Genomic DNA, 25,670 nt, shown 5'->3' with positions numbered 1-25,670 from the left:
GAGAGAATTCCAATGAGAACCCAACAACCTAAAGCCAAAAAAGCTTTGGTGAAATTGCCTTTTCCAATGCCATCTGCTCAGGATGATGCTGAGGATGCAACGCATAATCAGGTTCGTCCAAAACCTGAACAATATGCTGATCGCACTTGGATGCCACCACGCGGTACACGTCGTTCGATGGGTAAGCGTTAATAAAAAAGCCAATCAATCTGATTGGCTTTTTTTCTTATTAATGGCGGTTTAATGGGTGTTGTATTTTTAGTTCACCACGCCATAGTTTGAGAAAATCATACTCATCAATATCATATAGTTCCATCAAGGCAATAATTACACTCACAAAGGTCATTGCACCTTCAGCATTGTTATGGAAGTTGAAAATTTTGCCATTGAGCTTGCCTAAAATGTCGTTGATTTCATGTTCACGACCGCGACCATAACGATCACGTGGGTACAGCTCTTCATTTAAAACAACTAAAGCAATGGCTTTTTCAGCTGCAGTTAACTGAGTTTGATCGAGTGCTTCTTCGAAAGACTCGTAGCCATGATCGAAATAGAAAATGACCTTATCTGAAATAAAAGCATGTACCGCATCAGCAGTTAGGTCTGGAAATTGTGAAACAGCATCTTCTTCGATATAGGGGCGAAAAGATTCTGGAAAAATCACATTGGAGTGAATGCCTTTAAATAATGGGGCGATTTCAGATACTTTATAACCTGCAATACCGCAGCCTAATGCCGTTAAAAAGTATTTCATTTTAGGGTGGTGTTTTGCGTAGACTTTAAAGTCCTCGACATAATGCTCTATCTGAGCCAATGGCATTTGTTGTAAGTGTTCATTCAGTGTTGGAATTGCGAATGTTTGTCCAGCCCAGCCACGACCAACACCTTTGACTGCCGCAAAATGTTGTGCCGCGACACGGGCCGCACCGCTGTCATGTATCCCTGCTAAATTACTACCAAAAACAAAGACCGTATCTTCTGGGAGTTCCGTTACGATTGTTTCATCGTGATATTGGTAAGTCATATTCTTATCATTGAAATCGAGTATAAGTCCATGTTGCAGTTGATTGCGTAGCGGGTCAAGTCTTGCTTGAGATTAATTTATTCAAGACATGTTTCTGAGTGACGCTATTCCAATGACGATTAGATTCAAGTATTGCTAAGCACTAAAATATATATCATGGCTTTCTTGGCAGAGTCTTTGATACTGTGATGTATTGTCTAGGAGTTGTAGTTAACAACTAATATCAAAACGAGATTGAAATTTAACCCCATTCTGTTAAGTTTTTTAGGTTTATAAGTATAAATTGCGCGCTTTTTTAAAGACTAGGGCAATCTCTTGATTTGACTGTGTTGGAAATTGCATAACAATTCAAAAGTATCGTTAGACTTTAAAAAGCAGTTTGTTGCCCCCATTAGAAAGTGAAAATAGCCATCCAATCAGTTGAGTATCTCTATATGAGCGAAAACCAACCTTTTGAGTTAGTCACCAATTATCAACCTGCGGGAGATCAACCTCAGGCAATCGAGAAATTGGTTAGTGGTATTGACCAAGGTTTTCGTAATCAATTACTGCTTGGGGTAACAGGGTCGGGTAAAACCTATACCATGGCCAATGTGATTGCTCAGACGCAACGTCCAACAATTGTCATGGCACATAACAAGACCCTTGCGGCTCAGTTGTATGGTGAATTTAAAGCTTTTTTCCCGAATAATGCAGTTGAGTATTTCGTCAGTTATTACGATTACTATCAGCCCGAAGCGTATGTGCCTTCGTCAGATACCTTTATTGAAAAAGATTCTGCAATCAACGATCACATCGACCAAATGCGTCTTTCTGCGACACGTGCGTTGTTAGAACGTCGTGATGCCATTATTGTCGCTTCAGTTTCTGCAATTTATGGTTTGGGTGATCCAAATGCCTATATGCAAATGCTGTTGCATATCGTACAAGGCGATCGTGTTAGTCGCGATGAGATCATTCGTCGCCTAGTAGAGATGCAATATACCCGCAATGAACTGGAGTTCTTACGTGGTACCTATCGTATCCGTGGTGAAATTATTGATATTTTCCCTGCGGAATCGGATAAAGACGCGATACGGGTCGAATTATTTGACGATGAAGTCGATTCGATTCGTTGGTTTGATCCTTTGACTGGAAAATTGGTGCGTAAAGTGCCGCGTGTGACCATTTATCCAAAGAGTCATTATGTGACCCCGAAAGATCATTTAACTCGTGCTATTGACACCATTAGAGATGAGTTGAAAGATCAGCTCAAATTTTTCAAAGAGCATGACAAATTATTAGAAGCGCAGCGGATTGAACAGCGTACGCGTTATGACTTAGAGATGATGCAGCAGTTGGGTTATACCAACGGTATTGAAAACTATTCACGTCACCTTTCTGGTCGTGGGGCAGGCGAAGCGCCGCCAACCTTGTTTGATTATATCCCTGAAGATGCCTTGCTGATCATTGATGAATCACATGTGACCGTTCCACAAATTGGGGCGATGTATAAAGGTGACCGTTCACGTAAAGAAAACTTGGTGAATTATGGTTTCCGTTTACCAAGTGCTTTGGATAACCGTCCAATGAAATTTGAAGAATGGGAGCGGATTGTTCCAACCACGGTCTTTGTCAGCGCAACGCCTGCACATTATGAGTTGGAAAAGTCAGAGCAAATTGTTGAGCAAGTGGTACGTCCAACAGGTTTGATTGATCCTGAAATTGAAGTGCGTCCGGTATTAACCCAAGTGGATGATGTGCTCTCTGAAATTAATATTCGTAAACAACTCAACGAGCGAGTATTGGTTACAACCTTGACCAAACGTATGGCTGAGGATTTAACCTCATATCTTAAAGAATATGGCGTTAAAGTGGCTTATCTGCACTCAGATATCGATACGGTTGAGCGTGTCAAAATTATTCACGAACTACGTACGGGCGTGCATGATGTATTGGTTGGGATTAACTTGCTGCGTGAAGGTCTGGATATGCCAGAAGTATCTTTGGTTGCAATCTTAGATGCCGATAAAGAAGGTTTCTTGCGTTCAGAACGTTCATTGATTCAAACCATTGGTCGTGCAGCACGTAATGTCAAAGGTAAAGCGATTTTATATGCTGATCGTATTACTGATTCAATGCGTAAAGCGATGGATGAAACAGATCGCCGTCGTAATAAACAAATTGAATTTAATGAATTACATGGTATTACACCACGTAGTGCGGTGCGCCAAACCATCAAGGAAATCGATACGGGTGAAGTACTCAGTGATGATGAAATTGATGAAAAAGTGCTTGAGCAAGCACAGGCAATCAGTGCAGATGAACAGCATTTGTTATCAGACCCAAAACTGTTTGCAAAGCATATTGGCAAACTGGAAAAGGAAATGTTAAAAGCCTCGAAAGAGCTCCAGTTTGAACAAGCTGCAAGATTACGTGATGAGATTGTTCGTCTCAAAGCACATATGTTGCAGTCATAATCAAACAGAGAAATCCTCAAAAGGGATACATATCGCAACAGTTTTTGTTCACAAAGTAAGCTATTTTAAATTGCTAACTATATGACTATTGATAACAAATTACTGTTTTGAGGATTTCTCATGCCTTTTATTAAAAATTTCCCGAAAGCGAGTTGGCGCCTTGCAAAGATTGCGATTGGTGGGGCTGTCTTAACTGGGTTGGCTGTTGGAACGATTGCTTATGCACAAGCAAAACCGTTATCGACAGTCGATAAAGTTGAACTCGATAAGTATTTGGGAGTTTGGTACGAAGTCGCGCGAAAACCAATGTTTTTTGAGCGTAAATGCGCTTATAACGTCACCGCGACTTATACCTTAAATGAAAATGGCAATATTGTTGTTGATAACAAGTGTTATGACAGTGAAGGCAACGTACAGCAAAGTGTGGGTGAAGCTTTTGTTGCCAATGCACCATTTAATACTAAATTGCGAGTAAGTTTCTTGCCAGAGGTCGTGCGTTGGGTCCCTGTGATCCGGGGTGATTACTGGATTTTAAAACTCGATGCTGATTATCAAACGGTACTGGTTGGAGAACCGCGCCGTAAATATTTATGGGTACTTTCACGGATACCTAATCCCAAAAAAGAAATTATTCATGAATATTTAAATTATGCTAAATCATTAGGTTATGATGTTGGTGATGTGATTTATCCTGAACATCATTAAATAAATACGATATACTGAATAAGAACCATGCTTGCATGGTTTTTTTAATTTTAAATAGTGGATAAATCACGTATTTTGGAAGATTCCCTAAAATTAGAGGCCTAAAATGTTTAAAGGAATTGCTTATTCAGTTTTGGCTTCAGTTACTTTTGGGGTTTTGTATTTTTATACCCAATTGCTTGGTGCATTTGATAGTGAACAAACCTTTGGTTGGCGCATCATTGCGACCTTGCCCGTTTTAACGCTATTTATGTGGTTCAGTGGTGATTTAAGTCATATCAAACACGTCTTTAAAAGAATTGTCGCGCAGCCCTCGTTATTACTACTTTTAATCATTACATCGGTACTGACATCAGCGCAGTTATGGCTGTTTTTGTGGGCACCTATGCATGGTCGTGGGCTACAGGTCTCATTGGGTTATTTCCTATTACCTCTGGTTTTGGTGTTGGCTGGAAGTATCCTATATGGTGAAAAGCTTTCAAAGTTGCAGTACGTTGCGGTATTACTCGCAGCATTTGGTGTCGGACATGAGGTATGGCGTTTAGGCAGTATTGCTTGGGAAACTGCCTTTGTTGCTTTGGGCTACGCAGCTTATTTTATTCTTCGCAAAAAGATTCAAACTGATAATTTAGGTGGGTTCTGGTGGGATCTTTTACTGATTCTTCCTGTTGCGATTTTCTTTACCCAAACAGGGGATACACCTTATCTCAAGTTTTTAGAATATCCGAGTTTGATCTTGGTGGTGATTGGGCTAGGTTTGCTCAGTGCCATTGGGCTAGGTAGTTATATTCTTGCGAGTCGCTATTTACCTTTAATTATTTTCGGTTTACTGGGCTATTTGGAACCTGTTTTGTTGGCCTTGGTCTCTTTGCTGATTGGAGAAAAAATCGGGGCAGATGAATGGTTAACCTATATCCCAATTTGGTTGGCTGTGTTGGTACTGGTGATTGAAGGGGCAATACATTTGTATCAACAGAGGAAGCGCAAGCAACATCTAGAATTGAACTTAAAACAGTATTCGCAACGGGTGAATTTGGATGATAAAAGCTAAAAGTGCTTATCTATTACGCTGAACTATCAATAAAACTGTTATGTAAGTGCACTAAGTTGCAGCTATTTTGATGATGAAAATGGATTTCTACCAAAATTCACAAAAATAATTATAGGTATTTTATGAATTTATAGTCAATTAGGACAAAATCTTAGCTCGTTTAGCAGCTTTTGATTCAATCTTGATGATAATTCTATTACAATTATGGCGTTTTAAAAATTCACGCCCAGTATATATAAATTAGAGGACGTATCAGTGAGCAAAGACACTATCATTGCCCTACACGCAGAACACCAAGGTCGTTGGAAAAACCGTGAAGAAATCGCGGAACGTATGATTACTTTAATTGGTCAATTGTACCGTGAGAAAAATATTGTTGTTTCTGTTTACGGCCGTTCTTTAATTAACCGTTCAGTTATTCAAATTTTAAAAACGCATCGCCGTACACGTATGCTTGATGTTGAACTTTCTGTTGTAAATACCTTCCCAATTTTGGAAGCGTTAATGAAAGTTGAGAACATCGGTTCAGCTGAAGTTGATATCGGTAAACTCGCTGTTGAATATAAAAACCAAGGTGGCGATGTTGATGCTTTCGTTGCTCAAGCGGTTGCTCCAATCCAAGGTAACGTGACTGCTGCTGCGCCTAAAGATGTTGTTCTTTATGGTTTTGGTCGTATCGGCCGTATCCTAGCACGTTTAATCATCAGCCAATCTGGTTTGGGTCGTGGTTTAAGCCTTAAAGCAATTGTTGTTCGTAAATCATCTGATGGTGACTTGGCGAAACGTGCTTCTCTATTACGTCGTGACTCTATTCACGGTACTTTTGACGGTACGATTTCTGTAGATGAAGAAAACGAAGCAATCATTGCAAATGGTCAATTCATTAAAGTGATCTATGCATCAAGCCCAAGCGAAGTGGATTACACTGCTTACGGTATTGAAAATGCACTTCTTATCGACAACACAGGTAAGTGGCGTGATGCTGAAGGCCTGAGCCAACACTTGAAATGTGCAGGTGTTGCACGTGTGGTATTAACTGCACCAAGTAAAGGTGAGATGAAGAACGTTGTATTTGGTGTGAACAACTCTGACATCTTAGATGAAGACAAAATCATCTCTGCTGCAAGCTGTACAACTAACGCAATTACACCTGTATTAAAAGTTTTAGATGACAAATACAAAGTATTGAATGGTCATGTTGAAACAGTTCACTCGTTCACAAACGACCAAAACTTAATTGATAACTATCATAAAGCTGACCGTCGTGGCCGTGCCGCAACATTGAACATGGTCATTACTGAAACTGGTGCTGCAAAAGCAGTTGCAAAAGCGTTACCAGGTCTTAAAGGTAAGTTGACAGGTAACTCTGTACGCGTACCAACACCAAACGTATCTCTTGCAATCTTGAACCTTAACTTAGAGAAAGAAGTTGATCGTGAAGAAGTGAACGAATACATTCGTCAAATCTCAATCAACTCTAGTTTACAAGGTCAAATTGGTTATACCAACTCAACTGAAGTTGTATCAAGTGACTTTATTGGTTCACGTACAGCTGGTGTATTTGATGCGCAAGCAACAATTGCTTCAGGCACACGTTTAACTGCTTATGTTTGGTACGATAACGAAGTGGGTTATAGCTGCCAAGTATTACGTATCGCTGAACAAATGTGTGGCGTAAGCTATACAAAAATCCCTGCTGAAACAAATGCATAATTTGTTTGCAGAATGATAAAAAGCCCAGTTAATAAACTGGGCTTTTTTATTGACTGTACAGAATATATGCTGAATAAAACATAAAAATCGATGAGAATAATGGAAAAGGGAAATAATTAATAAGGAATCGTTCATTGTTGCAGTTCAGACGTTTATTAGTGGTATTTGCTTTAATTGTGGTTGCCAACTTGTGTGGTGTGTATATCGCGATGTGGGTATTTAAGCATTTTAATATTTATATTCCATTAAAGAATCAAGATGTCGCCATCGACTTACAAGAGCCTTTGCAGGTTCGTGTGAAGGTTAAAGATGCGCTCAATGTGGATGTGAATGGTCGTGTCGATGCCAAGATTCCAATTAATGAACAGCTGAATGTTCCTCTGACTCAAACCCTGACGCCACGGGTTTATTTTGATAATTTAGTTCCAATCAGTACCACGATTCCTGTAAAGGAAACGATTAAGGTTAATCAAAGCCTACCGATTGATACCAAGGTACAGGTTAAAATTTTAGGTAAGGACGTCACCTTACCATTGAAAGGTTCAATTCCTTTACAACTGGATGTGCCGATTGATATTCAAGTACCGCTACAGCAAAAAGTACATTTGAAGTTTGATGCGCCCGTTCGTACTGAACTTAAGGAAAATTTGCATATTCCTTTGAAAGCACAGCTGAATGCGAACATTCCAATTCAAGGCAATTTGAATGTACCGATCACTTCTGAGCTTAATGCTACTGTCGATGTTAAAAATACCTTACCTGTCAAAATTGCACAGGGTGAATTAAAGATTCCGTTATCCACGATGTATTTGGATCGTGTCAAAGCTCAGCCTGTCGAAGTACAAGCAGCTCAACACGATATAAAAGCAGGTGAGTAATGGAGATGCCCAAAACACTGAAAAGCCTGCTGATTAGCTTTGTGATTGTCACGACTTTGGTGGCGATCCTATTTTGGTTTTATTTAAATATTCAGGCATCTTTGATTGTTTCTGCGCAACAGGCAGATATTCGTTTGCCTGAATCCTTGGGCACCAAGATCCAAGTAGGTGATCACCTAAGAGTGAAGTCGGAAGGTCAACTCAATACGGTATTGGACATTGATCGGACTCTACAATTGCCTTTAAAAGGCAAATATTTGGCTGATTTAAGTTTTGAAGTCGAAACACCGATTACGGTTGATATCAACTATGAAACCACGCTGAAAGTAGATGAAGTCGTACCGATTGAAACCAGTACCGATTTGATCTATCAGAATAAATTATTGCCCAAGTTTCCTTTGAGTTTGAATATTCCAGTAAATTTGGATATCCCATTTCAATTGAAACGTACTTATACCGTTCCTGTGAAAATTGTTTTTGATGGACCTGTATATTTTGCTTTTGATGAAACTGTAGATTTGCCGGTGAAGCATCAATTTAAACCGAGCTTTTATATGAATGATGCAATTAATATGAGTAAGATTTCTTCCTTTGATGCAATCATGTATAACTCGGTGCAACAGACCAAAGCCAATTTAGATATGCAAATGGAACTGCCTTTGAAGAATGTGAGACCATAATTAGCTAAAAAATCTCTATAGTTCGTTGACTTGGATAATGAAATTGAATATTGAACGAATAATAAATTTAAAAAAATCAATTTGCTGATTTTTCTATTCGAGAATTTTCTTAAAATGTGGCAAAATAGTCCGCTTTTAAGAATTTGAGGATTGGCACATGCGCTTTGTTGATGAAGCAGTCATTACCGTAGAGGCTGGCGACGGTGGCAATGGCGTAGCCAGTTTTCGCCGTGAAAAATTTGTCCCTTTTGGTGGCCCAGATGGCGGTGATGGGGGACGTGGCGGAAGTGTATATATTCAAGCTGATGATGATACCAGCACATTGGTAGATTACCGTTATACGCGTCGCTATCGTGCAGAGCGTGGTAAAAATGGTTCGGGTGCGAACTGTTCTGGTCGTGGCGGCGAAGACGTTATTTTGAAAGTGCCAGTCGGTACAACCATTGTAGATACTGAATCTGGTGACATTATTGGTGACTTGGTCGCTGATGGTCAGCGTGTAAAAGTTGCCCATGGTGGTGATGGTGGTTTAGGTAATACTCACTTTAAATCATCGACTAACCGTTCACCACGTAAGTGTACGCACGGGATCAAAGGTGAATATCGTGAAGTGCGTTTAGAGTTGAAAGTACTTGCAGATGTTGGCTTACTCGGTATGCCAAATGCAGGTAAGTCAACGTTCATTCGTGCAGTCAGCGCAGCAAAACCAAAAGTTGCAGATTATCCGTTTACCACGATGGTACCAAACCTCGGTGTGGTTGATGCGGATCGTCATCGTTCATTTGTGATGGCAGATATTCCAGGATTAATCGAAGGGGCTGCTGAAGGTGCTGGTCTAGGAATTCGTTTCCTTAAGCATTTGGCGCGTACGCGTATTCTTTTGCATATTGTTGATGTTCAGCCAATTGATGGTTCTGATCCAGCTCATAATGCAAGAGCGATTTTAGGTGAGTTAGAAAAATTCTCTCCGACATTGGCAAAACTGCCAGTGGTCTTGGTGTTAAATAAACTGGATCAAATTGCAGAAGAATCAAGAGAAGAATGGTGTCAGCACATTCTCGATGAATTGCAGTGGAAAGGTCCTGTATTTAAAACTTCTGGTCTTATGTCGGAAGGAACCAAAGAAGTTGTGTATTACTTAATGGATCAAATCGAACAACAACGTGAGCGCGAAGTTGAAGATCCTGAGTATGCAGCAGAAGTGAAAGCATTCCGTGAGCAGCTTGAAGCTGAGACACGTGAACAAACCATCGCAGCGAAAGAAGCATATCGTGCCATGCGTAAAGCACAGCGTGAAGCTGGTTTGGACGATGATGAAGACTTTGATGACGATGAAGACGAAGGCGATGTAGAAAGCGTCTACATTCGTGACTAGTAAACCGAGGGAAAAATGATAGAAGTGGTCGATGGGCAACGTCAGCTCAATGCGTGTAAACGAATCGTTGTTAAAATCGGATCATCTTTACTCACTGCAAATGGGCAAGGTCTAGATTTAAATGCAATTTCGCACTGGGCGAAACAAATTGCAGATCTACACAATGCTGGACATGAGATTATTCTTGTGTCCTCAGGTGCAGTTGCAGAAGGGATGGTACGCATGAAACTTGCGAGTCGACCCACTGATCTACCCAGTCTACAAGCTTGTGCTGCTATTGGCCAAATGGGTTTAATCCATACATGGTCAAGCGTACTGGATCAACATGGTATCCAAACTGCACAAGTGTTACTCACGCATGATGATCTCGCTGATCGTCGTCGTTATCTCAACTCTTGTGATGCTTTGCAGAACTTGATTGATTGGCATGTCATTCCAGTCATTAACGAAAATGACACCGTCTCTACTGATGAAATTCGGTTTGGTGATAACGATACTTTGGCAGCGATGGTTGCGGGTCAGGTACAGGCAGAATTGTTGATTATCTTAACGGATCAACAAGGTATGTTTGATTCAGATCCACGTAGCAATCCAAATGCAAAATTGTTCTCTGCTGTTCGAGCACTCGATGATCGTTTGTTTGAAATGGCGGGTGGCGGTGGTGTACTTGGTCGTGGTGGTATGGTCACCAAGGTTCGCGCTGCGCGTCTAGCGGCAAAGTCGGGTTGTCCTACCTTGATTGCCAGTGGGGAAAGCGAAAATGTGCTGGCTCGCCTAATGGCGGGTGAGATGTTGGGTACCTTATTTACCACTGACAATGATCGTGTGACAGCACATCAGCAATGGTTGGCAGCGCATTTACAAACTGCGGGTCGTTTAGTGATTGACGATGGTGCTGTTGAAGCGATTAAGCTCAAACATCGTAGTTTATTGCCTGTCGGAGTCAGAGCGATTGAAGGACATTTTGATCGTGGTGATGTAGTTGAATGTGTTGATAAAAACGGTGGTCGTGTCGCAGTAGGTCGTGTGAATTTTAGTTCACGTTCTGCCGAAATGATTAAAGGTTTATCATCAGAAAAAGTCTATCAGGTTTTAGGTGAAGCACGATCGCTAGAAATGATCCATCGTGATCATATGGCAATCTACTAAATTGTTTAAAAATAAAAAAGCTCGCATTAAGCGGGCTTTTTTATGTCTGCTTGGTTCAATTGTTTCAGCTCTAAGGAGGGAAGAGCTTGCTCTACTCCCATCATATAAGGATGGTCTGCTAAAGAGAGCATTTCTAGATCTTCTTCACTATTGCCATAGGCATAAATCGTTTGATAATTTGCTAAATTGTAGCTTTGTAAAATGCGCAATTTCTTTTGCTCACAATTGCAATCTTCTGAACTGTAGCGACCCGTTAAACGTCCATCTTTAGTTTCAGTTTGGGTGCACAGTAATTCAATATTGAGAACTTCACAAATTGGAGCCAAATAAAGATCAATCGATGCTGATACTAGAACAATGTGATCACCACGTTGCTGATGTAGTTGAAGCTGCTGGAATAAATCGGGATCTAATTTTTTAGTGAGTTTCTGTGCATATTCGTGAGCAAGTTGCTCAACCACATCTACAGAAATGTCTTTAAACATACTCTGGAATAAACGTGGTCGCATGGCATGCGCAGGGTAGAGGCGTAAATAATAGGCTTGAATCCATGGCAGGATTTTCAAGCCTCTTTTGACAATATGGCGTTTTGATAGTGCAAAGAAAATAAACCCTGTGAAACTGTCTCTTGGATAGAGTGTTCCATCGAAATCAAATAAAGCAAGATTTAGAGTTTTATGCGTTTCGCTCTTTGCATGCATGTTTCATATCGTCCATTAACTCGACTGGCAAACCAATTGGTATTGTAGTCACGGCTCAGTTTAGGGCCCGAAATAACGACTTCAGGCATAATTGCATAAATAGGTTCTTTATTGGTTTTACTTTGATACAACTTTTGAACGGCTAAATAAGTTTGTGTATCTTCGAACTTCTTCTCTTTTTCTTTCTTTAAATCCGCACGAATTTGACGCGGAGTAACCAGAATTTTATTGTTGGTAAACGCTGAGATCACTTCTTTTTCAGATTGGCTCAGTACAGATTGTACATTCCCATCTTTATTATAAAGTAACAGGTCACCATCTAAATCAAGGTCTTTACCTTGTATGACTTCAAGCATCTTTTGAAAAGCTGCATTGCGGCTTGAATACATGCCTGAGTTGTAATCGGCAAAACGATAGATGGCTTTGTCATAATCGGCAGAATATTCCATCAAACGATGGATACCATAATATAGGCCACCGTATTGGGTATAGAGATCATTACGTAGTTCAGCAATATTTCCGCTTTGACGTTTATGTTCTTTGGCATAATTAATATGCACTTGCATAGAACCCAGTGTCGTGATCGGGTTCATTTTTTCGCCAATATCTTGTCCAACCAATTTCGCTGCGCCTGTTAGGGCACTGACATGATAATGCTTCGACATATAGTCAAAAATTTCACGATAAAGCAAATCGAGTTCACGCTCAGTTCTGACTTTGCGCATTTGGCTCATATAGTTATTTTCTGGTGAAGGTTGGTTTTTGAGCACATCCTCAAAATAACCTGCCACAGTGCCGCCAATGGTTTCACCTAGTTTCGCTTCAAACTTCTCTTTGAGGCGCGTATTGATTTCCTGAACTGCTTTCTCGCCTAAGCCTGGTACAGCAGGGTCAGCGACAAAGTTAGATTCCTGATCGACTACGGCCACAATGCTGCATACATTTTGCTTGGTTTTAGGAATACTAAGTTGTTGCATGATATCGAAGATATCTTGCGACCAAGACTGGCGATCATTCACACGCGGTGGCAGTACTTTGGTAATTTGTTCTGCCTTCATTTCGGGTTCTTTATTATTTGACCACCAAGCATTATCACCACAAGCCACTAAGCTTATGCTGATTGCCAAGAGGCTAAATGTTTTGAATAGAGGACGAGTCGAAAACGATTGGTTCATAATGAAGACAACACCGCACAAAAAGATGAGCCGAACGGGCGAATGAAGTATACTATGTTGATCAGAAATTGTAAGAAAATATATGTATATTGGTTCATATCAACTGTCAAATAATTTGATCGTTGCTCCGATGGCTGGCGTTACGGACCGTCCTTTTAGAACGCTGTGCAAATACTTTGGTGCAGGGCATGCGGTCAGTGAAATGATGACTGCAGACAAGACACTACGTATGAGTAAAAAGAGTCTTTATCGGGCTAATTTTGATGGTGAGCTTGCACCAATCTCTGCACAAATCGCAGGTTCGGATCCAGAGCAACTGGCTGAAGCAGCACGTTATCAAGTGGCGAATGGTGCGCAGATTGTTGATATCAATATGGGTTGCCCAGCTAAGAAAGTATGTAACAAACTTGCAGGTTCGGCTTTATTACAAGACGAAGATCTCGTTGCGCGTATTCTCGATGCCGTAGTTTCTGCAGTGGATGTACCAGTCACTTTAAAAACCCGATTAGGTTTTTTAAATGGCCATGAAAATATTTTACGTGTGGCCAAACGTGCTGAAGAATCTGGAATTGCAGCCTTAGCCTTGCATGGTCGTACCCGTGAAGATATGTATTTGAATACTGCACGTTATGAGCTGATTAAGCAGGTTAAAGAATTGATTGATATCCCATTGATTGCCAACGGTGATATTGATAGTCCCGAAAAAGCCAAATATGTACTGGATTATACGGGTGCAGATGCCATTATGATTGGGCGTGCAGCCCAAGGCCGACCTTGGATATTCAGAGAAATTGCTCATTACTTAAAAACAGGTGAGCATCTTGCTGCGCCTGATATTGCAGAAGTCAAAGCAGTATTATTGGGGCATCTGGCTGAGCTGTATGATTTCTATGGTGAATACTCAGGCTGTCGTATTGCCCGTAAGCATATTGCTTGGTATACCAAAGGCTTACGCTCAAGTAACGAGTTCCGTCAGAATATGTATAAAGTTGAAAATACGGCTGATCAAGCCAAAGTGGTGGAATCATATTTCGATGAATTACTTGATCAAGGTCTACGTATGAGTGATGTACAAGTTGAACAAGTGAATTTATTGGATATTTAATAATTATTTTAATTGTATTGAAAAGCCTGTAATTCGATCTGAATTACAGGCTTTTTTTATTACGATAAATGAGCCGTGATTTTTTGCAGAATCTGCAAGATCACATCAAACTCACTTTGTAATGGTGTGCTTTTACGGGTCACTAAAGCCAATGTACGGCTTGGTGCAGCTTCAATCGCTTTCACATCAATATCTTGATTGAAATGAATCATACTGTTTTTAAGCGCGATCTCAGGTAAAAGAGTAAAGCCTAAATCAGACGATACCATTTCAACCAGCGTTGGTAATGAACTTGCTTTTAAGCGATGATCATTTTTGCGCTCACCAACAGGGCAGGCACTTAAAGCATGGTCGCGTAAGCAATGACCTTCCTCAAGCAGCATTAAACGAGATAGATCCAAATCATCGAGAGAATTTGCATTGGCTGCATTGGTATCTTTCTTGTTATACACAAGGAATAAGTGTTCTTTGGCAATTTCAGCAACTTTTAAACTGCGCGTATCAAACGGAAGTGCAAGTACAATCATGTCTAAATTACCATGTTCCAACTTCTCTACAATCTTCTCACTTTGTGCTTCATGTAAGTGTAGCTGGATTTTTGGCAATTGCTGATGAACTTCATCTAAGAGTTGAGTCAGAATAAAAGGTGCAATGGTTGGAATAATACCGAGATGTAAATCACCTGTTAATGGTTCACTCATCTCTCGGCTTAAACGCATCAGGTCTTGGGCATCGGCAAGCAACACTCGCGCTCGCGCCACCACTTGCTCACCTAATGGGGTTAAACGGACGTTTTGACGATCACGCTCAACTAAGACCCCACCTAATAAACGCTCCAATTCCATGATGCCACCAGACAATGTTGACTGGGTAACAAAGGAACGACGCGCTGCTTCAGTAAAATGTAAAGTTTCTGACAACGTAACTAAATATGATAGCTGTCTTAATGAGGGTAATGCAGCCATAGTGTCCTAGTGTGATGATCTAAAGTGGTGAGTAAACAAACCACTAAGTTGCGGAATGAAATGTGCAGGAATATCATGCCCCATTCCTTGAATTAATTCAAACTTAGCACCCGAAATTGCTTTTGCAACAGCTTTCCCGTGACTTGGTGGTAACAGGCGATCTTTTGATCCGTGTACAACCAATGTCGGCTGAGTAATCGTTTTGTTCAATGGTAACAAAGAACCTGTACATAATATTGCTAAAAATTGTTGAAGTACACCCGCTGGATAGAAACTACGTCGATATAATTTGCGAATGGTTTGAATTGATTCGACTGGATTGACATAACCAGGTGAACCGATAATACGGAAAACATTTAAACTATGATTAATAATTGTTTCTTCATCATGCCCTTCAGGTTTACCCAATAAGCTAAAAAGCTGCTTTGGAAAAGGCGGAGGTAAAAACGGCTGATTATTACTGGTAAATAACAAACCTATTTTTTCTACTTTTTCTGGATATTTCGCAGCAACAATCTGTGAAATCATTCCGCCCATTGAGGCACCAATAATATAGGATTTCTCGATGCCAAGTTGATCAATCAACATTGCTACATCATCGGCCATATCATATAAGGTATAAGGTGCACCTTCATTGCGAAGTCCAAACATGAAACGACTCATCAGTTTCATGGTATTGAGTCGTTTGCCCTTATTACGAATTTTAGAAGATAAACCGATATCGCGATTATCAAAGCGAACTACACGGAAACCTTGATCGATTAAGGCTTTACAGAAGAAATCAGGCCAAAACAGCATTTGTGCACCTAGGCCCATGATCAATAAGATGGTTGGATGCTCAGGATTTCCGCCCATTTCAACATGTAGTTCAATGCCATTGCCCAAAGTAACTTTGGTTTCCTGCATAAAAGAAGCATATGGTGACACGTTAAATTGGAGGGCACTGTTCATGATCTTCGTTCCAAATTGAATTCTTCTTATTGCTTAGAGAGTTTGAAGGAAATTCTTTTCTCAACAAACTCTCGTATTTAAACCTTAAACTTGCGCTGGAATCAAGTCTGGAACCAGCTTGGTGAGGGTTAAACGTTGTTTGCCCGCAGTTGCACCTAACAGTACAAAACCCCTTAAGGTTCCTTCACCATCAGCTGCTTTGGCAAGCATACCATCATCAAACTCTTCGGTTTCCCAGTTCACATCCACATTAAGCGGTGCAGGTAAAACCGTCAATGGCGCAGCGGGTGTTTTTACTGCAACAGGCATAGCAGGGTAGTGTACCGCTGTGCTTTGACCACTGAGCGTTTTTGCTAAAGCACGTGCTTGCTGCATAATTGGCATCACATATGGCAATAACGTGCCATTCACTTCTGCACAGTCACCGACGGCATAGATATCCGCTTGATTGGTTTCCAAAAGCGTGTTGGTAATAATGCCACGACTGGTTTGAATGTCTGCTGCTTTCGCTAAAGAGATATTCGGTTGTAAGCCAATTGCAGAAAGAACAATATCAGCGACCAGTGTTTTACCATTGGCTAAGGTGACTTCGTAGTCTTCACCATTATTAATCTTGGTTACTTTTTCCACGGTGGTGGAGAGTGCAAATTTAATGCCTGCTTGTTCTAAGTTGGCCTTAAAGGCTTCAGCGACATGGTTTGGTAATAAACGACCGAGTGGCTGAGGGGCTAAGTCAATTACAGTAACATCATATTGGCTATGCAATAAGTCATTGGCAAATTCACAGCCAATTAAACCTGCACCAAGAATAACCACGCGTTTGTCTTTACGGTTTGCAAGGTTTTCACGGAAGATACGATAGTCGACCAATGAGTTCACAACATGGATGTCATCACTGCCATCACCGGCAATCGCTAAGCGGATAGGGTTTGCACCGACAGCCAGTACTAATTTTGAATAAGGTTGGGTAATGGTTTGCCCATTTTTTTCTAATGTAAGTTCATGGTTTTCGGCATTGATTGCTTTCACCCATGTGTCTGCATCAATGCGCATATTCAATTGGGTTGCCATCTTTGTCGCATCGCCTAAAGCAATTTGTTCTGGTGCTTTATTCCCTGCAAAGGCATTAGATAATGTTGGTTTTGCATAATTTACCGCATCATCTGCACAGATCATAACCAGTTCTTGTTCAGGACTTAGTTTACGAAACTCTCGCGCTACGGTGTAACCTGCCATGCCCGATCCGATGATAACGATAGGATGCATTCTATTCTCCAATATTTTCTTATTTAAAAACAAACGATAGCAAAAAAAAGACCATGATCATTGTCACGGCCTTCTTGATCTATTTAGATTTCAACCATTTCAAAATCAGCTTTTGAAACGCCGCAATCTGGGCAAGTCCAATCATCTGGGATATCTTCCCATTTGGTCCCTGCTGCAATGCCGTCTTGTGGCCAACCTTCTGCTTCGTCGTAAATCCAACCACAAACGATACATTGATATTTTTTCATGTGACTCTCCAAACTGATAGGTATGTTCAAGTTGCCTTTCAGTAAAACTATTCCGTAATGTCGCTATGATCGCTGCAATAGGAACTAACTTATGCTAATCGGGAGTTAGATTTTTACGCAGAACGACATTTAAGTAAAGTAAATGCAAGAGTTTAATCATTTATTCAAAAAGTGATATGGCAATTCTATCTGAAAGTCTTGTTATTTGAGCAATTACTCTAATTTTTTTTAGGGATATAACGCTTATACAATTAAAAAAAGCCGAAATGTATAAATATAGTGTGTATAAAAAACAAACATTCAGAATCAAGATATGATGATGAAAACAATGATCAAGGAGAATAAAACATGGAAACCTTATCTTATAATATAAAAATTTATGCGACCCCTGAAAAAGTTTGGGAGGTTCTTTGGACTCCAGAAAGTTATCAAGCATGGACAAAATTCTTTGCATGCGATTCAACCATGACTACGGATTGGAAAGTGGGTGGTAAAACCTATTTTGGAGATGGCAAAGGCAATGGCATGATCTCTACCATTGAAAGTATCGATGAGCCTAAAGAGATTGTTTTTAAGCATCTTGGGATGATTGAGAACGGTAAGGAGGATCTGGAAAGTGAGGCTGTGAAGTCTTGGGCAGGTGCTTTGGAAAAATATATGCTGTTTGATTTTAATGGTGAAACGCAATTGCATGTAGAGGTCGATATTCAACCAGAACATGCAGAATTTATGAATAAAGGCTTTGATCAGGGACTTGCTATGGTCAAGCATTTAGCGGAGAAATAAGCGACAGCGAATCGATTGTTGAGCGGAAAATTGCTGCGTTATCTTGATTCAAAAACTGATCAATCTTGATTTTTTTGAATTGTCTGGTTGAAACAATACGAAAATGAGTTGTGATCTGCTATCCTATGTCACTTCATTTTTTACTTAATCGAGGCAGAGATGACGCAACAAAACGCTCAATCGACTTCTGAACAAACACTTTCCGAAAACGATTTAATCGCACAGCGTCATGCCAAATTAAAGCAAATCCAAGAGACTGCAAAACAAACGGGTAAGAGCCCGTGGCCAAACACGTTTAAACGTGAGCACTATGCAGCTGATTTGCAAGAACAGTTTAAAGATCAAGACAAGGCGCAAATTGAAGGCGCTGAAAAAGTTTATGTAAAAGTTGCTGGTCGTGTGATGTTGAACCGTGGATCATTTATGGTGATCCAAGATATGACGGGTCGTATTCAACTTTATGTGGATCGTAAAGGTCTGCCAGCTGATATTTTAGAAACCATTAAAAGTTTAGACCTTGGCGATATCATCGCTGCTGAAGGTTATATTGGTCGTTCGGGTAAAGGTGACTTATATGTGCACCTTGAAGGTTTTGAATTACTGACCAAATCACTTCGTCCACTTCCAGATAAATTCCATGGTTTAACCGATACAGAAGCTAAATATCGTAAACGTTATTTAGATTTGATCGTAAATGAAGAAACACGTAAAACTTTCGAAATTCGTGCCCAAGTAGTTGCAGGTATTCGTGCATTCTTGACCAATGAACGCTTCATGGAGGTGGAAACGCCAATGATGCATGTGATTCCGGGTGGCGCATCTGCTAAGCCATTCGTAACACATCATAATGCTTTGGACATGGAACTGTATTTACGTGTTGCACCGGAACTCTATTTAAAACGCCTTGTAGTGGGTGGTTTTGAGCGTGTGTTTGAAATTAACCGTAACTTCCGTAACGAAGGGGTTTCAACACGCCACAACCCTGAATTCACGATGATCGAGTTCTATCAAGCCTATGCTGATTATAAAGACTTGATGGTATTGACTGAAAACATGCTTGAAAAATTGGCAGTTGATATCTTGGGGTCTACCGATGTGCCTTATGGTGACGAAGTTTATAGCTTCAAAGGGCCATTCAAGAAAATCTCAATGTTTGATGCAATTCTTGAGAACAATCCAGACTTCACACCTGAAAATGTGAATGACCGTGAATTCTTGGCCAAATTTACCAAAGAAGTTTTAAAAGAGCAGGTAAAACCTGGTTTTGGTTTAGGCAAATTACAAACGATTGTGTTTGAAGAAACTGTAGAAACTAAACTGCGTCAGCCGACGTTCATTACTGAATATCCAGCTGAAACTTCACCACTTGCTCGTCGTAATGATGATAATCCACATATTACCGATCGTTTTGAGTTCTTTATCGGTGGTCGTGAGTTGGCAAATGGTTTCTCTGAGTTAAATGACCCGATTGATCAGGCTGAGCGCTTCCAAGCGCAGGTTGCAGAAAAAGATGCAGGTGATGATGAAGCAATGCATTACGATGCAGACTTTATCGAAGCATTGGAATATGGCTTGCCACCGACAGCTGGTCAAGGCATCGGTATTGACCGTTTGGTGATGTTGTTTGCCAATGCTGCGAGTATTCGTGACGTGTTGTTATTCCCGCATATGCGCCGTAAAGATTAATTTACCATTCATTAAAAAGCCACTTCCATGAAGTGGCTTTTTATATTCATGATTAAAAAAATATAATTATTGCATTTGATGATTGAAAAGAGATCGTAAAAAAACGATCATGTGCACATAAATAAATTTGAGAACAGTTTAGATATGTTTCTAAAAAAATCCCTTTATGTCGCATTATTTGCTTCGCTTTCCTCTGCAACATTTGCACAAGGTCTCATCTTAAACGATGCAAATTTACGTACAGATTTAAATTGGCTGAACCAACAAGGTGTTATTCAAATTAGTACGTCGACTTGGCCAATGAGTGGCGATGAAATTCAACGTGCTTTATCCCAAGCGAAAGTGAGCAATAATGCTCAGCAAAAGGTGGTGAATTCAGTTGCTAATGCACTGAAAGCAGATAATGAAACGGTTAAACTTGGTTTACATGCCGGCTCTGATCTTAAAACTGTTCCTCAAACATTTGGTGATAACCAAAAATCACAATATCAGGTCGCTGCTGAGTTTAATGCAGGTGGTGAAAATTGGGATGCAAAACTTCGTGTGAATGGAGAGAAAGATCCACTGGTTGATAATGGGCATGATGTCAATGTAGAAGGTTCTTATCTTGCTGGTAAGCTTTGGAATCAATGGGTGATTGCAGGTCAGATTCCGACCTATTGGGGTCCTGGGCATGATGGAAGTTTGATTCGCGGTGATGCGAGTCGTCCTGTGTATGGTGTTACAGCACAACGAGCTGTACAAAATGCATTTGAGAGCAAATGGTTATCTTGGATTGGTCCTTGGCAGTATCAAGCATTTGCTGGGCAATTGGATGATTATAAGGCTGTTCCTGATGCAAAACTGCTTGGTTTACGTGTAACGGCACAACCTTTGTCTTATCTTGAACTTGGTGCATCACGTGTATTGCAATGGGGCGGTGAAGGCCGTTCAGAAAGTTTGGACTCACTTTGGAATGCCATTAAAGGTAATGATAATCTTGATTATGATACTGATAAGTCAAATCAGATTGCAGGATTTGATTTTCGGTTGAATACACAACCATTACTACAAGTCCCTGTCGGTGTTTATGGACAATATGTGGGGGAAGATGAAGCCGGTGGACTCCCTGCTAAAAAGATGTATTTAGCGGGTATAGATTTCTCTTCTTCTTATAAAAATATGCCGTATCAACTCTATGCAGAATGGGCAGATACGCGTAGTAATGGAAAAGTAGATGGTGTTTCATATAATCATTATGTTTACAAAGATGGCTATTATCAACATGGTTTTTCTTTAGGCCATGCAATGGGTGGTGATGGTCAAATGTATTCGGTTGGTGGTGATATTCGTTTTGATACAATGAACCGTTTAAATGGTCGTTTGCTTTATACCAAGGTGAATCCATTAGATTTAAGAATTAATGAGGCATTTCCAAAGCAAGATACAATAAAAGCTCTTGATTTGACTTGGACACACTACTTGAAACCAACAATTCCATTAAAAGTGAATGGTTGGGTCAGTGATTCTGATTTGAATGGCAGTGATGGTGGTGTTTCTGTTGGTGTTGAAATTCCATTAGAACGGAAAATGTTCGGTTTTTGATAGGTTTTAAACCTTTGAAAAAAGGAGCCTTTTGGCTTCTTTTTTTATATTTTTTGGTGAGGAATAGATTGTATTGATATTCCATAATCTTATTTTTATATCATAATTTTGCATATTGATATGAAAAAACAAGCTAAAGAACTGGATCTAAATTATTATAATGAATAACCGCTATTGAGTGGTTTTTTGCCACCAGTAAGAATATCTATATCATGAAAAATTGGAGTTGTTATGGCACTCGTTCCTCCACACAGTCTTCAAAGTGGTGGTTTAATCCCACTTATAGATTTTATGGATAGCATGGATAAGGAGGAAATTGTACATGACTGAAAATAGATTAACTCACCTCAAGCAACTTGAGGCAGAAAGTATTCATATTATTCGTGAAGTTGCAGCTGAATTTGAAAACCCTGTGATGCTTTACTCGATTGGTAAAGACTCGGCAGTAATGTTGCATTTGGCATTAAAAGCATTCTATCCAGCGAAACTCCCATTCCCACTACTGCATGTAGATACGGGTTGGAAGTTTAAAGACATGATTGCTTTCCGTGACAACATGGCAAAAACGCATGGCTTTGATCTGATCGTGCATCAAAATGTAGAAGGTCGTGAGGCGGGGATTAACCCGTTTGATCACGGCAGTTCAAAATATACGGACATCATGAAAACCCAAGGTTTAAAACAAGCCTTGGATAAGTATCAGTTTGATGCTGCTTTTGGTGGTGCACGCCGTGATGAAGAAAAATCTCGTGCCAAAGAGCGTGTGTATTCATTCCGTGATAATAAACATCGTTGGGATCCAAAAAACCAGCGTCCGGAACTTTGGAACCTTTACAACGGTAAAGTGAACAAAGGCGAAAGTATTCGTGTATTCCCATTGTCTAACTGGACTGAGTTAGATATCTGGCAATATATCTATCTCGAAAATATTCAACTCGTTCCTCTTTATTTCTCTGCAGTTCGACCTGTGGTTGAACGTAGTGGTACGTTAATCATGGTCGATGATGAGCGTATGCGCTTAAAAGAAGGTGAAGTTCCACAAATGAAATCGGTACGTTTCCGTACACTTGGTTGTTACCCGTTAACAGGTGCAGTTGAGTCTGAAGCAGATACCTTGCCTGAAATTATCCAAGAAATGCTTTTAGCAACCAGCTCAGAGCGTCAAGGTCGTATGATTGACCATGATGAGGCTGGCTCGATGGAAAAGAAAAAGCAAGAAGGTTATTTCTAATTTCCTTAAGCAAGTCCCTCTTTTTAAAGAGGGATTTAGGGAGATTAAAACCGATTTCTAAAGAATATGTGGAGTTTTGAGCAATGTCTCATCAATCAGATCTTATTAGCCAAGACATCTTGGGATATTTAAAACAGCATGAGCAAAAAGATTTATTACGCTTTTTGACGTGCGGTAATGTCGATGATGGTAAAAGTACCTTAATTGGTCGTTTACTTTACGATTCAAAATTGATTTATGAAGATCAATTGCAAGCGGTAACACGTGATAGTAAAAAAGTGGGTACTACAGGTGATGCACCTGATCTTGCTTTGCTGGTTGATGGTCTACAGGCTGAACGTGAGCAGGGCATTACCATTGATGTGGCTTATCGTTATTTCTCTACAGAAAAGCGTAAGTTCATCATTGCTGATACCCCAGGACATGAACAATACACGCGTAACATGGCGACTGGTGCATCCACTGCCGATCTTGCGATTATCTTGATCGATGCACGTTATGGTGTGCAAACTCAAACTCGTCGCCATTCATTTATCGCAAGCTTACTCGGTATTAAAAATATCGTTGTTGCGATTAACAAGATGGACTTGGTTGAGTTCTCTGAAGCACGTTTCAATGAAATTCAAGTTGAATATGATGCTTTCGTGAGTCAACTTGGTGATCGTCGCCCTGAAAATATTGTGTTCGTACCGATCTCGGCATTGAATGGCGACAACGTTGTTAATCCATCAGCAAGTACGCCATGGTACAAGGGTCAAACCTTGATGAGCCTTCTTGAGTCAGTGGAAATTAAACGTGAATCAAATAAACGTGAATTCCGTTTCCCTGTTCAATATGTGAATCGACCAAACCTCGATTTCCGTGGTTTCGCAGGTACGATTGCGCTTGGTCAAGTGAATGTTGGTGATGAAATTATTGCCTTGCCATCTGGTAAAAAATCAACAGTTAAAGAAATCGTAACTTTTGATGGCAATCTAGAACAGGCCGTTGCTGGTCAGGCCGTGACTTTAACCTTAAACGATGAAATTGATATTTCTCGTGGTAACGTTTTGGTCCGTGCAGGCGAGCAACCATTGATTTCACGTAGTGTGCGTGCATCAGTGGTCTGGATGAATGAGCATCCGCTGGTAAAAGGCAAACTGTACAATGTCAAAATTGGGACTCAAACTGTTCCAGCGAAAGTGACGGCAATTAACTTCCGTGTCAATGTGAATACGTTGGAACACACACAAGTTGAAGAGCTTGAGTTGAATGCAATTGCGGATGTTGTAGTTGAGTTTGATGCGCCAGTGGTCTTTGATCAATACCAAGACAGCCGTTACACCGGTTCATTTATCTTTATTGACCGTCTAAGCAACGTAACTGTTGGTGCGGGTATGGTTGAAGCTGCGGTTGAATGGGCAGCGCATAGCAATCCTGTGACTGCAGAAGATCGTGCAGCTCGTTTAGGTCAGAAGCCTGCGGTGATTGGTGTTTCTGCATCGTTGATCGAGAAAGCTCAAGCTTTAGAAAGCTTGTTGATCCAGCAGGGTGTGGTTGCGATTGCGAAAGCCAATTTAACTGCTGAGCAAATTGCATTGTTGCGTGAAACAGGTGTTGTAATTATCACTACGACTGTTGAAGGTACAGATACCGAGATTGCTGCTGAAACGGTTGAAGAAGCCGCTGAAAAAGTGGTGGAGTTAGTTCGTCTTTAATCGGCTGAGTTGATTTTGGAAACCCGCGCAAGCGGGTTTTTTTATTTGAGTGGGCTACAAAAAGCTGGAATTGGTTCTGTTGGATATTTACTCATTGTATTCTTTGCAGTTGTAGTTTTGATATTATGTTGTGCAACTTGGTTTAACTGCTTTTCTATACACTAAATAAACACCACTCAAGATTGCTGTAATTCCAATATAGTCGAAAGTAGAAAGTTGGGTATTAAAAATCATAAAGTCGAGTATTAAAGTCACAAGGGGCACAAGATAGAATAAGCTTGTTGTATTCACCAGATTGCCTGATTGTAGTAATTTATAAAAAATTAGTTGAGCAATCACAGAAACAATGATGCCTTGATATAAAACTGGAATCCAAAAGCCCCAATTCATCTCAAAATTAAATGATTGAAAAGGGATGATTAAGATCATGAAAATCAAAGAAATTGCATATTGTAGTGGTAAAACGTGCCATGGTTTTTCAGAAATTTTTCTTTGTAGAATCACACCTGCCGTAATACATGTCAGGCACATAATTGAAGCAAGCGTTGCCCATAAAGATAATTTATTGACAAACATATTGTTATAAACCAAACAAATAATTCCAAAAAAACTAAGCAGTAGTCCAGTAAGCTTCACTTTGGAAAAACTCTTTTCGGTAATAAAAAAAGTCAAAATGGGCTGTAATGCAAGGATGGTGGAAAGGAGCCCTGGTGAAATTCCAAATTCAAGGGATAAAAAATAAAATAGGGTATAACCCGTAATTAAAAAGCAACCCGTCAATATGACATATTTAAAAGAGGTGTTTTGTGGGTAAAAAGGCTGTTTTGAAATCACACAGAAGGATAAAATTAATGCGGTAGCAATCAAAAAGCGAAAAAACAGAAAAGGAATTGCAGCACCATGATGAAGTCCCCATTTGGTAAAAATAGCAGCGCTACCCCAAAGCAAAACAAATAGGCCAATATAAAGGAAATTCTCATTCTTAAGTTTGACCATTTTACTTATCCTTTTTAATATCTATATTTTTAGGTCTTTGAATATCAGTTTTATATGATCACTAAACTATGATTTTCACTCGATGGTTATAAAAATGCTTTACCATCTAAGACGGATAGAGCAAGTTATTTTAACAAATAATAAAAAGAATATATTTAGAAAGGGGCTTAGGAAGTTAAAGAGGATCATTGCGGAGTAGTTTCAGCAAATCGAGGTATAAATTACTATGCCGATGATTGAAGCGA

At 40.1% G+C, this 25,670-nt stretch carries 23 protein-coding genes; 15 read left to right on the top strand and 8 right to left on the bottom strand.

Translation table 11 applies throughout. The annotated features are described in order from the left end of the window. Positions 1 to 12: 12 nt before the first annotated feature. Entirely contained in the window at positions 13 to 192 is a 180-nt protein-coding gene (locus MN869_RS02445; RefSeq protein ID WP_005202439.1) for a hypothetical protein, read from the top strand. Positions 193 to 229: 37 nt separating this feature from the next. Here the strand turns inward: MN869_RS02445 and MN869_RS02440 are convergent, their stop codons facing one another. Then, positions 230 to 1,024 carry a hypothetical protein gene (locus MN869_RS02440; protein ID WP_005202440.1) on the bottom strand — a complete coding sequence of 265 codons (795 nt, stop codon included), beginning with the start codon at positions 1,022 to 1,024 and terminating at the stop codon, positions 230 to 232. Between the two features lie 434 nt (positions 1,025 to 1,458). On the opposite strand from MN869_RS02440, the gene uvrB reads away from it, so the two are divergent. The 8 genes from uvrB (at position 1,459) to proB (ending at position 11,034) form a co-directional block, all read left to right on the top strand. Continuing rightward, positions 1,459 to 3,483, top strand: a complete 2,025-nt coding sequence (uvrB, locus tag MN869_RS02435) for an excinuclease ABC subunit UvrB (RefSeq protein ID WP_004808507.1) — start codon at positions 1,459 to 1,461, stop codon at positions 3,481 to 3,483. Positions 3,484 to 3,603: 120 nt separating this feature from the next. Beyond that, a complete protein-coding gene (locus tag MN869_RS02430; protein ID WP_005202441.1) occupies positions 3,604 to 4,188 on the top strand; it encodes a lipocalin family protein in 585 nt (194 codons plus the stop codon). 106 nt (positions 4,189 to 4,294) lie between these two features. Further along, complete coding sequence (rarD, locus tag MN869_RS02425; RefSeq protein WP_005202442.1) at positions 4,295 to 5,239, top strand: EamA family transporter RarD; 945 nt, start codon at positions 4,295 to 4,297, stop codon at positions 5,237 to 5,239. 255 nt (positions 5,240 to 5,494) lie between these two features. Further along, the gene (locus MN869_RS02420) at positions 5,495 to 6,952 is read left to right on the top strand and encodes a glyceraldehyde-3-phosphate dehydrogenase (protein WP_004808502.1); all 1,458 of its coding nucleotides are present in this window, start codon (positions 5,495 to 5,497) and stop codon (positions 6,950 to 6,952) included. Positions 6,953 to 7,086: 134 nt separating this feature from the next. After that, positions 7,087 to 7,830 carry a hypothetical protein gene (locus MN869_RS02415; protein WP_005202451.1) on the top strand — a complete coding sequence of 248 codons (744 nt, stop codon included), beginning with the start codon at positions 7,087 to 7,089 and terminating at the stop codon, positions 7,828 to 7,830. Further along, positions 7,830 to 8,510: a hypothetical protein gene (locus MN869_RS02410; protein WP_005202453.1), complete on the top strand. Its 681-nt coding sequence runs from the start codon at positions 7,830 to 7,832 to the stop codon at positions 8,508 to 8,510. The genes MN869_RS02415 and MN869_RS02410 overlap by 1 nt, the downstream gene beginning before the upstream one ends. Before the next feature lie 157 nt (positions 8,511 to 8,667). Next, complete coding sequence (gene cgtA, locus MN869_RS02405) at positions 8,668 to 9,885, top strand: Obg family GTPase CgtA (RefSeq protein ID WP_005202455.1); 1,218 nt, start codon at positions 8,668 to 8,670, stop codon at positions 9,883 to 9,885. A 15-nt stretch (positions 9,886 to 9,900) separates the two neighbouring features. Continuing rightward, complete coding sequence (gene proB / locus MN869_RS02400; protein WP_005202457.1) at positions 9,901 to 11,034, top strand: glutamate 5-kinase; 1,134 nt, start codon at positions 9,901 to 9,903, stop codon at positions 11,032 to 11,034. A gap of 26 nt (positions 11,035 to 11,060) precedes the next feature. Here proB and MN869_RS02395 read toward each other — a convergent pair whose 3' ends face one another. Both MN869_RS02395 and MN869_RS02390 read right to left on the bottom strand, forming a co-directional pair. Continuing rightward, a complete protein-coding gene (locus MN869_RS02395) occupies positions 11,061 to 11,735 on the bottom strand; it encodes an HAD-IB family hydrolase (RefSeq protein ID WP_243306819.1) in 675 nt (224 codons plus the stop codon). Further along, positions 11,702 to 12,910, bottom strand: coding sequence for a DUF1615 family protein (locus MN869_RS02390; protein ID WP_005202462.1), 1,209 nt, complete (start codon positions 12,908 to 12,910; stop codon positions 11,702 to 11,704). Before MN869_RS02390 ends, MN869_RS02395 begins: the two co-directional genes overlap by 34 nt. A gap of 82 nt (positions 12,911 to 12,992) precedes the next feature. On the opposite strand from MN869_RS02390, the gene dusB reads away from it, so the two are divergent. Further along, positions 12,993 to 14,015: a tRNA dihydrouridine synthase DusB gene (gene dusB, locus MN869_RS02385; RefSeq protein WP_005202464.1), complete on the top strand. Its 1,023-nt coding sequence runs from the start codon at positions 12,993 to 12,995 to the stop codon at positions 14,013 to 14,015. A 59-nt stretch (positions 14,016 to 14,074) separates the two neighbouring features. Here dusB and oxyR read toward each other — a convergent pair whose 3' ends face one another. The 4 genes from oxyR to rubA form a co-directional block, all read right to left on the bottom strand. Beyond that, complete coding sequence (gene oxyR / locus MN869_RS02380; protein WP_005202466.1) at positions 14,075 to 14,980, bottom strand: LysR family transcriptional regulator OxyR; 906 nt, start codon at positions 14,978 to 14,980, stop codon at positions 14,075 to 14,077. 6 nt (positions 14,981 to 14,986) lie between these two features. Continuing rightward, entirely contained in the window at positions 14,987 to 15,931 is a 945-nt protein-coding gene (estB, locus tag MN869_RS02375; protein ID WP_005202467.1) for an esterase EstB, read from the bottom strand. Between the two features lie 84 nt (positions 15,932 to 16,015). Further along, entirely contained in the window at positions 16,016 to 17,197 is a 1,182-nt protein-coding gene (gene rubB / locus MN869_RS02370) for a rubredoxin reductase RubB (protein WP_005202468.1), read from the bottom strand. 83 nt (positions 17,198 to 17,280) lie between these two features. Further along, a complete protein-coding gene (rubA, locus tag MN869_RS02365) occupies positions 17,281 to 17,445 on the bottom strand; it encodes a rubredoxin RubA (protein WP_004678010.1) in 165 nt (54 codons plus the stop codon). Positions 17,446 to 17,793: 348 nt separating this feature from the next. Here rubA and MN869_RS02360 point away from each other — a divergent pair, with 348 nt between their 5' ends. The 5 genes from MN869_RS02360 (at position 17,794) to cysN (ending at position 24,429) form a co-directional block, all read left to right on the top strand. After that, positions 17,794 to 18,231: an SRPBCC domain-containing protein gene (locus MN869_RS02360; protein ID WP_005202469.1), complete on the top strand. Its 438-nt coding sequence runs from the start codon at positions 17,794 to 17,796 to the stop codon at positions 18,229 to 18,231. Between the two features lie 159 nt (positions 18,232 to 18,390). Beyond that, positions 18,391 to 19,917 carry a lysine--tRNA ligase gene (gene lysS, locus MN869_RS02355; RefSeq protein ID WP_005202470.1) on the top strand — a complete coding sequence of 509 codons (1,527 nt, stop codon included), beginning with the start codon at positions 18,391 to 18,393 and terminating at the stop codon, positions 19,915 to 19,917. 144 nt (positions 19,918 to 20,061) lie between these two features. Beyond that, positions 20,062 to 21,501 (top strand): capsule assembly Wzi family protein, encoded by a 1,440-nt coding sequence (locus MN869_RS02350; protein WP_005202471.1) that lies wholly within the window; start codon positions 20,062 to 20,064, stop codon positions 21,499 to 21,501. A gap of 322 nt (positions 21,502 to 21,823) precedes the next feature. Continuing rightward, a complete protein-coding gene (gene cysD, locus MN869_RS02345; protein WP_004808480.1) occupies positions 21,824 to 22,732 on the top strand; it encodes a sulfate adenylyltransferase subunit CysD in 909 nt (302 codons plus the stop codon). Positions 22,733 to 22,815: 83 nt separating this feature from the next. Beyond that, positions 22,816 to 24,429: a sulfate adenylyltransferase subunit CysN gene (cysN, locus tag MN869_RS02340; RefSeq protein WP_005202472.1), complete on the top strand. Its 1,614-nt coding sequence runs from the start codon at positions 22,816 to 22,818 to the stop codon at positions 24,427 to 24,429. Positions 24,430 to 24,552: 123 nt separating this feature from the next. On the opposite strand, the gene MN869_RS02335 is transcribed toward cysN, so the two are convergent. Then, positions 24,553 to 25,425 (bottom strand): DMT family transporter, encoded by an 873-nt coding sequence (locus MN869_RS02335; protein ID WP_005202473.1) that lies wholly within the window; start codon positions 25,423 to 25,425, stop codon positions 24,553 to 24,555. Positions 25,426 to 25,670: the final 245 nt, after the last annotated feature.

This window comes from Acinetobacter sp. NIPH1876 (genome assembly GCF_022808535.1).
GTDB lineage: Bacteria > Pseudomonadota > Gammaproteobacteria > Pseudomonadales > Moraxellaceae > Acinetobacter > Acinetobacter higginsii.
This window is presented reverse-complemented; position numbering and strand designations above follow the sequence as displayed.

Excerpts from the sequence above, each read along its gene's own strand:
- cysN (WP_005202472.1), top strand. The coding sequence starts at position 22,816 with ATGTCTCATCAATCAGATCTTATTAGCCAAGACATCTTGGGATATTTA.
- cgtA (WP_005202455.1), top strand. The coding sequence starts at position 8,668 with ATGCGCTTTGTTGATGAAGCAGTCATTACCGTAGAGGCTGGCGACGGT.
- MN869_RS02335 (WP_005202473.1), bottom strand. The coding sequence starts at position 25,425 with ATGGTCAAACTTAAGAATGAGAATTTCCTTTATATTGGCCTATTTGTT.
- rubA (WP_004678010.1), bottom strand. The coding sequence starts at position 17,445 with ATGAAAAAATATCAATGTATCGTTTGTGGTTGGATTTACGACGAAGCA.
- lysS (WP_005202470.1), top strand. The coding sequence starts at position 18,391 with ATGACGCAACAAAACGCTCAATCGACTTCTGAACAAACACTTTCCGAA.
- MN869_RS02395 (WP_243306819.1), bottom strand. The coding sequence starts at position 11,735 with ATGCATGCAAAGAGCGAAACGCATAAAACTCTAAATCTTGCTTTATTT.
- oxyR (WP_005202466.1), bottom strand. The coding sequence starts at position 14,980 with ATGGCTGCATTACCCTCATTAAGACAGCTATCATATTTAGTTACGTTG.
- proB (WP_005202457.1), top strand. The coding sequence starts at position 9,901 with ATGATAGAAGTGGTCGATGGGCAACGTCAGCTCAATGCGTGTAAACGA.
- estB (WP_005202467.1), bottom strand. The coding sequence starts at position 15,931 with ATGAACAGTGCCCTCCAATTTAACGTGTCACCATATGCTTCTTTTATG.
- MN869_RS02390 (WP_005202462.1), bottom strand. The coding sequence starts at position 12,910 with ATGAACCAATCGTTTTCGACTCGTCCTCTATTCAAAACATTTAGCCTC.
- rubB (WP_005202468.1), bottom strand. The coding sequence starts at position 17,197 with ATGCATCCTATCGTTATCATCGGATCGGGCATGGCAGGTTACACCGTA.
- MN869_RS02410 (WP_005202453.1), top strand. The coding sequence starts at position 7,830 with ATGGAGATGCCCAAAACACTGAAAAGCCTGCTGATTAGCTTTGTGATT.
- rarD (WP_005202442.1), top strand. The coding sequence starts at position 4,295 with ATGTTTAAAGGAATTGCTTATTCAGTTTTGGCTTCAGTTACTTTTGGG.
- cysD (WP_004808480.1), top strand. The coding sequence starts at position 21,824 with ATGACTGAAAATAGATTAACTCACCTCAAGCAACTTGAGGCAGAAAGT.
- MN869_RS02445 (WP_005202439.1), top strand. The coding sequence starts at position 13 with ATGAGAACCCAACAACCTAAAGCCAAAAAAGCTTTGGTGAAATTGCCT.
- MN869_RS02430 (WP_005202441.1), top strand. The coding sequence starts at position 3,604 with ATGCCTTTTATTAAAAATTTCCCGAAAGCGAGTTGGCGCCTTGCAAAG.
- dusB (WP_005202464.1), top strand. The coding sequence starts at position 12,993 with ATGTATATTGGTTCATATCAACTGTCAAATAATTTGATCGTTGCTCCG.
- MN869_RS02350 (WP_005202471.1), top strand. The coding sequence starts at position 20,062 with ATGTTTCTAAAAAAATCCCTTTATGTCGCATTATTTGCTTCGCTTTCC.
- MN869_RS02360 (WP_005202469.1), top strand. The coding sequence starts at position 17,794 with ATGGAAACCTTATCTTATAATATAAAAATTTATGCGACCCCTGAAAAA.
- uvrB (WP_004808507.1), top strand. The coding sequence starts at position 1,459 with ATGAGCGAAAACCAACCTTTTGAGTTAGTCACCAATTATCAACCTGCG.
- MN869_RS02440 (WP_005202440.1), bottom strand. The coding sequence starts at position 1,024 with ATGACTTACCAATATCACGATGAAACAATCGTAACGGAACTCCCAGAA.